Raw genomic sequence first — 14,911 nt, 5'->3', positions numbered from 1 at the left:
TGAAGATGAAAAGAGACATTTTGAAGAAGATGAAATCCCTTAGACTGACCATATTTATCTGAAATTATTGCGATTAAAAGAGTTGAGTGCAACTTACAAGTTAAAATTTTCCAATATTCAATCTTAAAATATTATTGTAAATAAGTCCTCTTAAAAGTTTTGAAACTTTAATAACCACTATGAACTTAAACCTTGATATTAAAAAAGCGGATGGGTATAAAAGTAATTCTCAAATTGCAAGAGTTCTTACTGAAAATTGGGTTAATGAAAATTCATTTTGCCCCAATTGTGGGTATTTTCATTTATCCGAATTTGAAAATAATAGACCAGTAGCAGATTTTTACTGTAAAAATTGTTCGGAAGAATATGAATTAAAAGGTAAATCGGGGAATAAGTTGGGTAATAAAATCATGGATGGAACTTATAGCACGATGATTGCAAGAATAAACTCAGCGAATAATCCAAGTTTTTTCTTTCTGAACTACAATAGAAATAATTGGAGTGTCAGTAATTTTTTGATGATTCCAAAGCACTATTTTGTACCAGAAATAATTATTGAAAGAAAGCCATTGCCAGAAACTGCGAAAAGAGCTGGTTGGATTGGTTGTAACATTGACTTATCAAAAATTCCAGAAAGCGGGAGAATATTTATTGTCAAAGATTCAAAAGAAGTTCCAAAAGATAAGGTAGAAATTAAGCTACAAAGTACCTCATTTTTAAGAGGGCAAAAAACAGCTTCAAGAGGTTGGATTATGGATATTATGAACTGTATAGATAAAATTCACAGGAAAAGTTTTACACTTGAACAAATTTATGCTTTTGAAAACCAATTAAAATTAAAGCATCCAGAAAACAATCACATTAAAGACAAAATACGTCAGCAATTACAATATCTAAGAGATAAAGGACTTCTTGAATTTACAGGTCGTGGAAATTATAAAAAGGTAGAAATTTCATGAAAACATATATTATTATAACGCACGAAGGTAAAACGGAAGCCCCCAATCCCGCATTTAAGGTAAGCAATATGCAAGTCATGGGTATAATTAAAAATGTTTCTACCGAAGATGAGGCATTGAGAAAATTATTGATTGAAAATGATTGGATTATTGATGCTCAATTCAATGTGGCTGAGTTTGAATTATTTGAAATTTTATGATTTCAAATTAATGAATCTACCTCTAATACCACTGTTTTGAAGGGCTAACGCATTTTCTTTGCCATAAGCAATGAATACACTGGGAGCTCCTGATGTTCCACCTTGAACTCCAGAAACATGATAAAATTTCACTCTACCTTTAACAAATAGAATTGCATCCGCATCATTCCAAATATGTTCAAAAAAGCATTTTGTCTCAGTTCTTGCAAAAATTAAAGTAATTCCATTTCCATGAATTTTTAATTTTTCAATCCATAATTCCATTCCTTTTCCATAAGGAGGATTACAAAAAACCCTACCAAACCAATCTTTTTCTAAACCGTCATCTTCAACTGTAAAATTATGTTCTGCGTGTAAAAATGGAGCATTAACAGGACAACATGGGTCTAAATCAAAATCCCCCAACTTTTTAACTAATTCGGGAGGTGTAAGCCATTCAACTTTGGTATTTTCGCAACGCTCAAAAGAAGTATTCATCTATTATTTTTTTGCAAATATTAGATCAAACTTTTAAATAAACAAGTGTAACATGATCATTTTCAAGTAATTATAAAAAATATATTTATTTATAATTAAACTTTTAATAACTAAATGAGACATAGCTTTTATTAATTCAATTAGTTTTTTAACGGAGGTCTTTCCATACAAAGCGGTCAAATCGTTAGTGTCAATAAAGGCACTTGGGATAGATCACACGGGTATGATTATGTGAATGATTTTAACAGGAAATGGCTTTCGTTAGTGCGTGATAAAATGAAAGATGATGCCACTATTTGGATTAGTGGCACGATGCACAATATTTTTTCTATTGGTCAAATCTTAACGGAATTAGATTTTAAAATTCTCAATGTTGTCACTTGGGAAAAGAATAATCCACCTCCAAACTTCTCCTGTCGTTTTTTTACCCATTCAACTGAACAAATTATTTGGGCTCGTAAAAAGGCAAAAGTGCCTCATTACTTCAATTATGAGCTAATGAAGCAATTAAATGGTGATAAACAGATGAAAGATGTTTGGAAATTACCTGCCATCGCTCCGTGGGAAAAATCTTGTGGTAAACATCCAACCCAAAAACCACTATCAGTTTTAACTCGCTTAATTTTAGCTTCAACAAAACCCAATGCATGGATTCTCGACCCTTTTACGGGCAGTAGCACCACAGGGATTGCAGCCAATTTAGCCAATAGAAGATTTTTAGGAATTGACCAAGAGGAGGATTTTTTGAAAATCAGTATCGACAGGAAATTAGAAATTGAGAATACTAAAATAGCTTCATCTTACCGGAATAAGCTACAAGGCTTCAATGATAAAAAAGAGCTTGAATTATTTTTGTTACAAGAACTACAAATTGAATATTTTACAGAATTAAAAATATAAAAAAAAGGTTTGAATAACCCCAAAAGAATCACCCAAACCGTCATATTTAACCTAATTCTTCTTCACCTGAAAATCTGGATGCCCGCATTGCCACATTACAAAGGAATATTGGTCGGCAAAATTTGCCCATGTTACTTCTCGGTCTTCCGTGAAATGCCCATTTTCGTAGTTTACTTTCATCAAAACAGGTTTGCCCGATGCCGTTGAGTTTTGCATGGCTGCCGCAAATTTGCCGGGTTGCCAAGCCACTACTCGTGAGTCGTTCCAACCGCCCACGCAAATGACGGCTGGATATTTCACGCCCGCCTTTACGTGCTGCATGCCATCCATTTCGTAGAGGGCTTTACATTCTACGCTATCTTTCACGGTGCCAAACTCTGGAATATTCACGGGACCATTGGAAGAAAATTCGCCTCGCATGGTGTTGGCACAACCTACATTACAAATAGCAGCGGCAAATAAATCGGGTCTTTCAGTGATTGACCTCGAAATCAAAATTCCTCCCGCACTCGTACCCGTACCGCCTAATTTTGAAGCATTGGTAAACCCTTGGGCAATAAGGTATTCAGCACAACTAATAAAATCTTTCCAAGTATTGGGTTTGGTAGTTTTATAGCCCGCTTTGTACCAATCCTCCCCTTTTTCACTACCACCACGCACGTGCGGAATAGCGATAACTGCTCCTTTCACCGCCAAAGAATTTAACCGAGTACTAAAATAAGGAGCCATACTGATGCCATACGCTCCGTAACTATCCATCAAACAAACATTTGAGCCGTCTTTTTTAAGGCCTTTTTTATAAATAATCGACAACGGAATCATCACGCCATCGTGTCCTTTAACTTCCACTTCTTCTACCACCAAATTCTTGTATTCGTCTGGAAAAACAGATGGTTTATTATAGGGACTGGCAACAAATTGTTCGGTTTCGGCATTGTATGAAAACTCGGTAAATGGTTTGTTCCACGAGGTAATATCTACCAAAAACTCATTGGTTTTGGTATCAATACACATGGGAGCAGCCGAACCACTGAACGGTAATTTCACCTCGGTGGTAGCCTCGGTTTTTAGATTGTATTTATAAAAGTGATTATTGATGCCGTCGCTATAATTTAATAACAGATAGTCTTTGCTACGGGTAAAAGATTCGAGTGTCATGGATTTTTCGGGAGCAATCACTTTGGCATTTGCCCAATCAGGATTTTTCAAATCAGTCGAGATGAGTTTGTAATTTTTGGCATCTTTATAGGTAATTCCGAAGACTTTATCATCCGCAATATCCAGACTACGCACCAATTTATCGGCAGGTGTGCAGAGCGTTTTCCATTGAATTTTACCCGAATTGAACTCACCGTAAGGAGCATAAAATACCTTCAATTCATTCTGAACGGTGCCTTCACCACCAAATACATAACTTTTAGAATCTTTTGATAAAAATAAATACGGATATGACTTGGCTTCAATTCCCAAAGATGGATAGGTTTCATTACTAAAAAAATCAATATCAGCTTTTGCTTCAGTCCCCAATTTATGAAGTTTTGCTTTGGGATTTAAACGACCGTTGGGGTCGGTATTATCCACTGATTTTATCCACATATACATAAAAGCAGTATTGTCGAAAGTCCAGCCCATTACGCCACTTGTGCCAGTAATTACATCCGGTAAAAATTTCTTAGTATCCACGTCCATGACTTGCAAAGTGGATATTTCAGCGCCATTTTCAGCATAACCGATTAAGAGTTTTTTACCATCGTAGCTTGGAGTGATGTTCTCTACGGACAGCGTTTTTCCAGCCATGAAAGTCAGTGGATTGAAGAGCAATTGGTCGGCTCCATTCACGCTTTCACGATAATAAACCTTACTTACTTTTTCGCCAGGCATCCTTTTCTTGAAGAAAATACGACCACCTTCTTTCACGATTGGGTAATAAGACGGTGGTTGTAATTTATCTAATTTTCGCCATTCTGCAATCAATTCATCTCTGCCCGAAATGGTATTCATGGTGGCATTAGTCAAGTCGGCTTGTTGTTTAAACCATGACGTCACCTGTGGGTCTTTCATGTCTTCGAGCCAACGATAATTGTCTTTATAAGTAGCGCCCCAATACGTATCGAAGACTTCTATTTTTTTAGAAGCGGGATACTGCAATTGTGCAAAAACATTTGTACTAAACAGTAAAATTAGAAGAGGCAAAAATATTTTTTTCATGGCTTTATTTTTTTTAAAATTAATGTTTCAACAAAATCATATCTGTAAAAGTAAATATAACTAATTGATAATGAAATTAATAGCTTTAATGATGAGCAAAGTACTTTTGCAAAATTAGTTTTTTGGATAATACGATAGGATACCAAATAATAGATATTAGAAATGAGGGGTAAAGTTTTATTGAACGAATTTTCGAGCGTGAATTCCAATTGTTGTCAGTGTATTCACAGTCAACCAAACCAAGTATGATTTAAGATAATAAGTCTATCCCAAAATCATTTCAAGTTATCTGTCGAGACATAGTAGCAACAGTTGAAAAGCTATCATATAATTTTCAAACACTTCAAAAAATAAGTTATCTTTGTAAATGAACTAAAATTAACCTAAATGAAAGCAAAACAATTAACATTCATACTTTTCATTACATTATCCATTTTCTTAACCATTCAAGAAAGTCAAGCACAATATGGAGGAGGAGGATATGGCGGCGGATACGGAGGTGGTGGATATGGCGGCGGTGGTGGTTACGGTCGTGGAAATGGTATTCCTCAAGCAGGCTCGAGTACGCCCCCCAAACCCGCTGAATTAGACCCTGAAAAAATGGCTAATGAAGATACTAAATGGATGACGAAAAAACTAAAATTGACGGAAGAGCAAATTCCAAAAATTGAGGATGCTAACATCAATTATGCCTTTAAACGCATTGATTTTCAGACTGAAGTGAAAAAACTTTTGCCTCCTTTTACCGAAGAAGTTCGTCTGAAATATCGAGCCAAAGCCCAAGCCATGCGAGACGAAAGAGACAAAGAAATTAAGGTAATTTTAACGGATGAACAATATCAAATTTACTTGAAAAAGAAGACGGATTAAAATAAACTTTGAGAAATGAATAAAAAGTATTTATCCTCATTTTGACAGCTGTAATTTGTTTTGGAACAAATTACAGCTGTCAAAATGAGGATTTTTCCGTTAAGTAAATATTGTAACCGTTCGATAAATATTGCTTTGTTTAAAGACAATTATCCATTAAATATGCTTAAAACATTTTATGAATAATTAATCACGAATTACCGTTAAGTAAATATTAGTCATTAATCAGTTATTTTTTGCAATTAGTTTATATTTTTGTTTGAAATCTTTAATTTATGAAGATTCTAATTCTAAAGCGGGAAAAGCCGAAAACCCGATTCAAGAGTAGGCAAAAATAAATTCTAAGACAATGGCTGTTACAGGAAATTGGACATTATTTTATGATTGGGACTGCGATGGCAGTTACAGCAAAACAACTATGACTGTCAATGCTGGCGGTACATGGACAAATGGCGAAGGAGCTTCGGGCTTATGGGTGCAAAGTGCAGGTATGTTTATGTTTACGTTTAATAATTCAGAAACTACCTACGCAGGAAATTTGGCGAGCAAGTCTATTACTGGTATTTCTACCACTTTTACAGGTTTGAATGGATGTTTTTATATGCTTCAAAAAGGTGTTCCGACCGCATTTAATGAAGAACGAGTTGGAGCTAAAAATGATGCAAGTGGTAAGAAGTAAGCAAGAAATTTTCCATAAAATTTCTCCTATTTTACTGTGGTCAGTGTATTCACTGACCACTTTTATTTTTATCGAGCCACTTCTACTTTATATTTTTTCCCCTTAATTTTCTCATCCTTAATTTTCTCCAAAAGCGTTCTAAAAATACTACGTTTCACGGCTGCAAAAGACATAAAGTCTTTGACTTCAATCAAGCCTAAATCGCCTCTTTCAAGTTCTCCTTTTTTCGAGAAAAATCCTACAATATCTACTTTATTCAACTTATTTTTCTTGCCACCACTTAGATAAAGCGTTACAAATTCAGGTGGTTTTGGCAGTGGATTATTCTCAGGTAAAATCAGTTCTTCGATAGAATCTGAGATGTATTTTGGGCGAAATTCATTTCTATGAAAAATCAAATATGACGTTCCAGAGGCGTGCATACGGGCTGTACGGCCATTTCTGTGCGTAAATTCATGCGCTTGGATGGGCAAGTGATAATGAATAACGTGCTTCATTTCTGGAATGTCCAATCCTCTTGCTGCTAAGTCAGTGGTTACTAAATAATTAACACTGCCATTTCTGAATAAAATCAAGGCTCTTTCTCTATCATCCTGATCCATTCCTCCGTGATAAAAAGTAGTATAAATGCCCATTTCATTCAGCAATTCAGAAGTACGCTCCACGGCATCACGATGGTTGCAAAAAATGAGGGCAGATTCCGAATTTAAGGAACAAATTAAGTCAAAAAGGGTGTCAACTTTATCCTTCGCTTCCGAAATAACGACTTTCATTTCCAAAGCCTTTTTCTCTTCATTTTCAGGAATAAAATTCAGCGTTACGGGCGAAGTAAATCCCACAAATTCAGGAATTTTGATTCCGAAGGTAGCCGACACTAAAACTCGTTTATTGAGATTACGAAGACTGCCGATGATATAAGACATTTGGTCGTGAAAACCCAAATCTAAAGACTTATCAAACTCGTCCAAAATCAAGGTTTTCACCGTATCTAAATCAAACGATTTTCGAGTAATATGGTCAAAAATACGTCCAGGCGTACCAATCAATAGGGCAGGAGGATTGCTTAAATTCTGAATTTCGGTAGCCATTGAATGACCACCATAACACACATTTACTTTCATGCCCGTTCCCATACTCTTCCAAACGTTTTCAATCTGCATCGCCAATTCACGGGATGGCGTAAGAATGAGACATTGGACGGTATTTTTTTTTGGGTCGAGAATTTGGAGCAAGGGTAATAAAAAAGCCAATGTTTTCCCTGAACCCGTTGGAGCGATTAGAAAGGTGGTTTTCTCCTGCAAAATGGCTGTTTGAGCCGCTTCTTGCATCGGATTCAGTGCCTCAATGCCTAATTTTGAAAGGATTTGTTTGTTGATTTCCATATCACAAAGGTACGAGAAAAATGGCACACGGATTACACGGATGCTTTGCAGCAGCAATTTTCACGGATTTTTTAACGGTGAAGGTTACGTTAAGACTAAATAGGATTGATGGAAATTAAGAAAACATACGAGTTGAAAAATCTTTTTAAATCCGTGTGACGAAGCATCTCAATTCCATTGCGGGTTCATCCGTATGCCAATTTTAAGCAAAAAAAAGAGATTAAACGAATTTGGGGGCGTTTAATCTCTTTTACTCTGTTATATTTTTCTCATCCAATCACAGAATTGAAATTTATGATACAAATATAGTAAAAATACTTAGAAATTTTTGAGCAATTATACTTAAATTTTATAAACTTCCCCATTCTCGAATTTTTGGGATAAGCGTGTCAATATCACCCGCCCCAACGGTTACTAATAATTCAGGTTTTTTAGCTTTCAATAAATCCAAAACCTCCGATTTTGTACAAAGGATTTTTTCCTCCAATTTCATTTTATCAAATATTATACTCGACGTAACCCCCTCCATCGGAAGTTCACGGGCGGGATAAATATCCAAGAGAATTAAGTCATCAGCCAAATCTAAACTTTTAGCAAATCCTTCCTGAAAATCATTCGTCCGAGAGAATAAATGCGGTTGAAAGATAACGGTCAATTTACGATTTGGATACAATGCTTTCACCGATGATAAAAACGCTTCAATTTCGGTTGGATGGTGCGCATAATCATCAATGTAAACCATCTTTTCGGTCCGAATTTGGTATTCAAAACGCCTTTTCACGCCTTTAAACGTGCAAATTCCATCTCGCACCGCCTCGGGTGATACGCCCACTTGCAAGGCGACTGCCGCCGCCGCAATGGAATTCGTAACGTTGTGAAAACCAGGCGTTAACAAACTGCAATCCTTAATAATTCCGTCGGGATAAACAATGTCAAACACCATTTCTGCATTTTCAATCCGTAAGTTTTCGGTTCTGAAATCGCCTACGTGCAAACCAAAAACAGCACTTGGATTATGGGTAAAATCTTGTAAATCAATGCCATCGTATTGATACAACCAACCGCCATCTTTTATCTGCGAAACAAATAATTGAAAGGATTCTAAGAGTTTAGCGTGGTCGCCATAGATGTCCAAATGGTCGGCATCAGTGGAAGTTACGATGGTTAAATCGGGAAAAAGCGTTAAGAAAGAACGGTCAAATTCATCGGCTTCCACTACGCAAATTACGTTTTCTGTGCCTTCATTCACTAAGAAATTTGTACCATAATTTTGCGTAATTCCTCCCAAAAATGCCGTTACATTTTTGCCTGCATTCTTCAAAATATGCGCTACCATCGAAGAAGTTGTTGTCTTTCCGTGGGTACCCGCAACCGCAATCGTGAAGAAATTTTGGGTTAATAAACCCAAAACTTGCGAGCGCTTCATTAACGCAAATTCGCTGTCTTTCAAGTAGTTAAACTCCTTATGGTCTTTGGGAATGGCAGGCGTATAGACAATAAGCGTCTCTGAAGGATTATCTAAAAACTCCTTAGGAATCAACGAAATATCATCTTCAAAATGGACGGCAATTCCTTCCGCTTGTAGCGCATTGGTGAGTGGCGTTGCGGTTTTGTCGTAACCAGCTAATGTATAGCCATTAGCAATAAACCAACGAGCAATTGCCGACATACCAATGCCGCCAATGCCTAAGAAATAAATGTTTTTGAGGGTTTTTATGTTCACTTTTTTGGTTGTTTTTATATCCATTCACTCTGCATATCCTTATCCCGTTTAATCACACAACGCTCATGAGCAAGCAGATGCAAATTTGCGTCAATTTCCATGCTTGTTTTTGCGGTGCTTAATAGCTCTTTATAGGAAGCTTTTATTTCTTTGCGTTTCATAGCCTCCAAAAATCTCCTGATGTCTTTATCATCTTCCAAAATTAGGGGTGGAACAGTTGCTAATTTACCATCGTCATCTTTAGCGACCATCGTAAAATAAGAAGTATTAGTATGTTTGATTGTAGCAGTTTTGATGTTTTCTGACACTACTTTAATGCCCACAATCATGGAACTATTACCCACATAATTCACCGAGGCAAGCAGCGAAACCAATTCGCCCACCTCAACGGGCTGACGAAATTCGACATTATCTACTGAAACCGTTACTACATAAGTTCCAGCGTGTTTGGTCGCACAGGCGTAGGCAACTTTATCCATCAAAGATAATAAAATCCCTCCGTGAATCTTACCGCCAAAATTGGCATAAGATGGTATCATCAATTCGGTGATGGTGGTTCGGGAATAATTAACGGTTCTTGCGTTTTCCATTTTGTGTTTGTGGGATAGGCGGTTCGACGACTCGACACGCCTATCCGTTTTACTTATTTTAATACGAACAAGGCTGTACGTCGTACATTCCGTATTATATTTGTACAAAAATTGAACTTTTAAAAGAATTTTCCTTGAAAATGAGGAGAAATTTATAAAAATAAAGAGTTTTGGAATCCTTGTTGACTTCATTCACAACTCCACACTCACAACTCACAACTCAAAAATGCCCCTAATTTGGCTTATACTTTTCACGCCTTTCATTGGTTTTCTTACAGCATTTTTGTTGGGAAGAAAACGGAATGCCATAGCAAGTTGGCTTACTGTTTCACTCACGGGCTTGAATCTTATTTTTTCGGTAATTCTCTTATTACAAACCCTGCATACTACAGATAATCATCTCATTTTCAATTGGTTTACGCTCAATGGAAAAGCCTATCAATTTGGTTTTCTCTTTGATTCTTTAACTTTGATGATGTTAGTTTTGGTGAATTTTATTGCCCTTCTGGTCGAAATTTTCTCGCTCGAATACATGGAAAATGACCCAGATTTGTACCGTTATTTTGGTTTTTTGAGTCTCTTTGTATTTTCGATGTTGGGTATCGTTTTGACGGATAATCTTTTTGTCATGTACGGCTTTTGGGAATTAGTAGGACTAAGTTCTTATCTCCTGATTGGTTTTTGGTATAAAAAACCCGAAGCCGTTCAAGCTTCCAAAAAAGCCTTTTTGATGAACAGAATTGGCGATGTGGGATTTCTGATAGGAATTTTTGCAGTATATTTTTATAATCATTATAGCACAGACCTGACTACTTTTGCTAACGGTCAACTGCCTACTGTTTACTGCCTACTGCTTTTCTGTGGAACAATCGCTAAATCTGCTCAATTTCCTCTGCACACATGGTTACCCGATGCGATGGAAGGACCCACACCCGTATCTGCCCTCATACACGCCGCTACGATGGTGGTTGCGGGGATTTATTTATTGATTAGGGTTTCTCCAATGTTCAACGCTGATGCCTCTGAAATTGTAGCGGCAATTGGAGCAATAACCATGCTTTTGGGGTCAATTTATGCCATTTTTCAGACGGACATAAAAAAGACTTTGGCGTATTCTACCGTCTCACAATTGGGTTTAATGGTTTTAGGTTTAGGTTATGATGTTTCAGCATTCCATCTATTAACGCACGCCTTTTTTAAAGCAGGGTTATTTCTTTGTGCGGGAGCAATCATACACGCTCTACTTCATACAGGCGAAGATTTTGATGCTCAAGATATGCGTTTGATGGGTGGATTAAGAAAGAAAATGCCTTTTACTTTTATCTGTTATTTAGTATGTTCAACGGCTTTGATGGGGCTGCCTTTATTTTCGGGTTTTTTATCGAAAGATGCAATTTTGAATATTTGGTTTCCTCCTAACAATGATGCTGACATAGATATATTTCATCTAATAATAATTTGTTCAATCTTGCTAGGAATAATTTTGACTGCCTTTTACATGACCCGCCAAATTTGGATGATTTTCTTTGGAGATTTCAGGAACGAAAAAGTTGATATAAAATCTCTCCACGAAGGCTCTTGGAAAATGAAACTGCCGATTGGAATATTGGCTATACTCTCAACTGGATTTGTTTTCAGCTTAAATCCGTTGAGTATTGGACATGGTTGGTTCGGTGATTTCATTGGAAGAAAATTTGAAGAAAATCATTTAATAGGCATCATTTCAACCTCATTCGCTCTCATCGGAATCACGGCAGGATATTTAACTCGTAACAAGATATTTACATTTCAAATCCCAACATTCGATAATTTTTACAATAAAATATTTGTAAACCCAATCCTAAAACTTTCCAATAATATTCAGTTTTTTGACCAAAAAATACTTGATTCCTTCGTGAATCTCTTAGCTAATTTACAGGTATTTATCGCCAAAATTGTCGGCTGGTTTGATGCCAAAGTTATTGACGGAATTCCTAACGGAGCAGCGTATTCGGCTGGAATTATTGGACGAGTAACACGTTCAGCACAAGGCGGAAAAGTACAATTATACGTTGCTTTGGCGTTTTTGGGATTAATTGGATTGGCCTTATTTATCATTGCAACCACATAGTTTATCGTAGAGAATATCTTATAAAGGAAAAATGTCATTGCTATTAGTACAAATGCAATAACAAGATTTCAAACAACATTATAAAAAATGCCCATTTTATCATTACTCATATTTATTCCCATTTTCGCATCGCTTATTTTGGCGTTTACGCCCGAACGATTTGTGCCTTATTTTAAATGGATTACCCTTATCGTTACGGGCGTAGAACTATTGCTTTGTGTATTTGTGTATTTTCAATTTGATAGACAAGTAGCTGACTATCAGTTTCTTGAACAATACGATTGGATCACTTTGCCCCTTGGCAATTTAGGCATCGGCTCAATTGATTATCTCTTGGGCGTGGACGGAATCAGTATGCCAATGGTCTTGCTGACGGGTATTGTGATGTTTGTCGGAGCGATTTCTTCTTTTGAAATTAAGGAAAAATCAAGGGGGTATTTTTCTTTGTATTTATTATTGTCAGGTTCAATTATTGGCTGTTTTATCGCCTTGGATATGTTCCTATTCTACCTGTTTTTTGAGTTTATGCTTTTGCCAATGTACTTTTTGATTGGACTTTGGGGAGGACCTCGCCGAGAATATGCTTCCATCAAATTCTTTCTTTACACGCTCGTAGGCTCGATTTTTATCTTAATTGTAATGATTGGGCTGTACCTTTCCGTGATTGACCCCGTGGAAACTGCGGTACAAATGGGATTAATAAACTCAGCTTCTGACGTTACGCCACAAATCATTTCACATATTCAAAGTCTATTGGCCGAAAGTGAATTACCTTCCCAATCAATTGTCCATACTTTCGACCTCCGTTTTATGCCCGACCAAGGCAATTATGTTTCGGGGTCGTGGTTGAATATTTTTTCAGAAAATATAGTTTCGGGAATTTCTTTACGCTCACTTTCATTCATTTTTCTGATGATAGGCTTTGGGGTAAAATTACCCGTTGTGCCTTTTCATACTTGGTTGCCCGATGCGCACGTAGAAGCCCCAACGCCCGTTTCGGTAGTTTTGGCGGGGATTCTTTTGAAAATAGGGGGCTACGGATTCTTGAGAATCGCCTATCCCATTTTTCCAGAAGTTGCCAATCAATATGCCATCTGGATTGTTGGTTTTGGGGTTTTGTCTATTATTTACGGAGCATTTAATGCTTTGGCAATGAACGATTTAAAGAAAATGATTGCCTATTCGTCAGTTTCGCACATGGGTTTTGTACTGTTGGGCGTTGGCTCACTCACGAGCGAAGGTTTCAACGGAGCAGTTTACCAAATGTTTTCGCACGGAATTCTTTCGGCCATGTTATTTTTATTAGTTGGCGTGTTGTACTCACGTACGCACGACCGCCGAATCGACTCCTATCAAGGTTTGGCGAGTAAGATGCCCTTATTCACCTTCATGATTGCCATTGCCTTTTTTGCCTCCTTGGGTTTGCCCGCCTTTTCAGGATTTATCGGGGAGATTTTTACGTTGATGGGTGGATTTAATAGCCCGTTGATTCCTAAGTGGTTAGCGGGTTTAGCAACCTTTGGATTGGTACTGGGAGCAGCGTATTTCTTGTGGACTTTACAGAGAATGTTTTTCGGTAAATTTTGGGTAAGACAATACGAAGAAACTTTGCAGGATTTGACAATAAGAGAGAAAATTATGCTTTATCCTTTAGCAATTTTAGCCTTGATTTTTGGAATATTTCCCCATTTGATTTTTGATGTAACAAATCTTTCTTTGGCTGAATTGATAAAACTATTTTGATTCTCGTATCTCGATGTTCGTTTTTCGGGCTTTAATGTTTATATCAAAATGGCATTTTGATGGTGGCAACAACCATTTTATTCTGATTTTCTATCGTAAAAGAGGCTTTTTTCCCAAACTGCAATTCTAAACGTTTGTGGAGATTTTCTAAACCAATTCCTCCATCTTGACTTTTAGGTTTGGGGTCAAAAAATCCTGAGTTTTCAACCGTTATGGTAATCAAATTATTCTCAGTTGAAGCAGATGTAATAATCTTTCCACCCGACTTTAATTGCCCAATCCCGTGTTTAACAGCATTTTCAAGCAAAGTATTTAACGACATGGGCATGATTAAAATATTATCTAACTCAATGTCAATTTTGAATTCATACGAAAGTCGGCTGTCGAAACGAAGTTTTTCAAGCGCTAAATAATTTTCGGCTAAACGCAATTCTTCACTCAACGTAGCTCTTTGTTGCTCTCCTAAATTAAGCGAAAGTCGCAATAAATCAGATAGTTGAATAATTGATTCACGGGCTTTTTCACCATCAAAAAGAGTAAGTGCTTTGATGCTATTTAAGGCATTAAATAAGAAATGTGGATTTAATTGCTTTTTAAGATTTTCTAATTCGGATATTTGCAAAAGGTTTTCTGCAACAATTGTTCGTTGTTTTCTATCTTGATAAATTGTTGCAAATCTATAAAGATGATAAAAAAAGAAGCACGGAATTACAATCCAGCTATTTTTAAATAGCAGTGTAAAAAAATCAGTGACACCGTTTTTGAAAACAAATTGTCCTAAAAATATGTCAATAATGGTGAATACAAATCCAATTATAAAACTTCCCCCAAAAGGGTAAAATAGCAATTGGGAAATAGTAATATCATCAGGATTTATACTTTCAACTAAAATGCAATACATATATCCTATTGTAGAACCGATAAAAAAATATGCTAAAAAAAATATTATTCGACTATTCGTATCGCTATCTTGCAATGGGCTAAATGACAACGCAATAAAAGCAATAAAAAGCCAACAACAAAATTGTATTATCCAGAACCATATATTCTTAACCATAAATGTATTTTTT

Annotated in this window: 13 protein-coding genes; 7 read left to right on the top strand and 6 right to left on the bottom strand. The window is 36.5% G+C overall.

The annotated features are described in order from the left end of the window. Positions 1–179: 179 nt before the first annotated feature. Both AC1W31_RS13200 and AC1W31_RS13195 read left to right on the top strand, forming a co-directional pair. On the top strand, positions 180–959 hold the full coding sequence (locus AC1W31_RS13200; RefSeq protein WP_481734926.1) for a DpnI domain-containing protein: 780 nt from the start codon (positions 180–182) through the stop codon (positions 957–959). After that, entirely contained in the window at positions 956–1,159 is a 204-nt protein-coding gene (locus tag AC1W31_RS13195; protein WP_481734925.1) for a hypothetical protein, read from the top strand. Before AC1W31_RS13200 ends, AC1W31_RS13195 begins: the two co-directional genes overlap by 4 nt. Here AC1W31_RS13195 and AC1W31_RS13190 read toward each other — a convergent pair. Beyond that, positions 1,154–1,636, bottom strand: a complete 483-nt coding sequence (locus tag AC1W31_RS13190) for a DNA N-6-adenine-methyltransferase (RefSeq protein WP_481734924.1) — start codon at positions 1,634–1,636, stop codon at positions 1,154–1,156. The two genes, AC1W31_RS13195 and AC1W31_RS13190, sit on opposite strands and share 6 nt — an antisense overlap. A gap of 165 nt (positions 1,637–1,801) precedes the next feature. Here AC1W31_RS13190 and AC1W31_RS13185 point away from each other — a divergent pair, with 165 nt between their 5' ends. Further along, the gene (locus AC1W31_RS13185) at positions 1,802–2,536 is read left to right on the top strand and encodes a DNA-methyltransferase (RefSeq protein WP_481734943.1); all 735 of its coding nucleotides are present in this window, start codon (positions 1,802–1,804) and stop codon (positions 2,534–2,536) included. 51 nt (positions 2,537–2,587) lie between these two features. Here the strand turns inward: AC1W31_RS13185 and AC1W31_RS13180 are convergent, their stop codons facing one another. Beyond that, the gene (locus AC1W31_RS13180; RefSeq protein ID WP_481734923.1) at positions 2,588–4,744 is read right to left on the bottom strand and encodes a prolyl oligopeptidase family serine peptidase; all 2,157 of its coding nucleotides are present in this window, start codon (positions 4,742–4,744) and stop codon (positions 2,588–2,590) included. Positions 4,745–5,131: 387 nt separating this feature from the next. Between AC1W31_RS13180 and AC1W31_RS13175 the strand changes: the two genes are divergently transcribed. After that, positions 5,132–5,614 (top strand): hypothetical protein, encoded by a 483-nt coding sequence (locus AC1W31_RS13175; RefSeq protein WP_481734922.1) that lies wholly within the window; start codon positions 5,132–5,134, stop codon positions 5,612–5,614. A 349-nt stretch (positions 5,615–5,963) separates the two neighbouring features. Then, on the top strand, positions 5,964–6,293 hold the full coding sequence (locus AC1W31_RS13170; protein ID WP_481734921.1) for a hypothetical protein: 330 nt from the start codon (positions 5,964–5,966) through the stop codon (positions 6,291–6,293). A gap of 68 nt (positions 6,294–6,361) precedes the next feature. On the opposite strand, the gene AC1W31_RS13165 is transcribed toward AC1W31_RS13170, so the two are convergent. The 3 genes from AC1W31_RS13165 to AC1W31_RS13155 all read right to left on the bottom strand — a co-directional run bounded on the left by AC1W31_RS13165 (position 6,362) and on the right by AC1W31_RS13155 (position 9,988). Beyond that, positions 6,362–7,675, bottom strand: coding sequence for a DEAD/DEAH box helicase (locus AC1W31_RS13165; RefSeq protein ID WP_481734920.1), 1,314 nt, complete (start codon positions 7,673–7,675; stop codon positions 6,362–6,364). A 349-nt stretch (positions 7,676–8,024) separates the two neighbouring features. Beyond that, complete coding sequence (gene murC / locus AC1W31_RS13160) at positions 8,025–9,398, bottom strand: UDP-N-acetylmuramate--L-alanine ligase (protein WP_481734919.1); 1,374 nt, start codon at positions 9,396–9,398, stop codon at positions 8,025–8,027. 14 nt (positions 9,399–9,412) lie between these two features. Next, positions 9,413–9,988, bottom strand: a complete 576-nt coding sequence (locus tag AC1W31_RS13155) for an acyl-CoA thioesterase (protein ID WP_481734918.1) — start codon at positions 9,986–9,988, stop codon at positions 9,413–9,415. Between the two features lie 226 nt (positions 9,989–10,214). Between AC1W31_RS13155 and nuoL the strand changes: the two genes are divergently transcribed. Beyond that, positions 10,215–12,098 (top strand): NADH-quinone oxidoreductase subunit L, encoded by a 1,884-nt coding sequence (nuoL, locus tag AC1W31_RS13150; RefSeq protein ID WP_481734917.1) that lies wholly within the window; start codon positions 10,215–10,217, stop codon positions 12,096–12,098. Between the two features lie 87 nt (positions 12,099–12,185). Then, a complete protein-coding gene (locus tag AC1W31_RS13145) occupies positions 12,186–13,841 on the top strand; it encodes a complex I subunit 4 family protein (protein WP_481734916.1) in 1,656 nt (551 codons plus the stop codon). A gap of 43 nt (positions 13,842–13,884) precedes the next feature. Here AC1W31_RS13145 and AC1W31_RS13140 read toward each other — a convergent pair. Further along, the coding region (locus AC1W31_RS13140; protein ID WP_481734915.1) for a sensor histidine kinase at positions 13,885–14,911 on the bottom strand (1,027 nt) is incomplete at its 5' end.

This window comes from Arcicella sp. (assembly GCF_964672035.1).
This window is presented reverse-complemented; position numbering and strand designations above follow the sequence as displayed.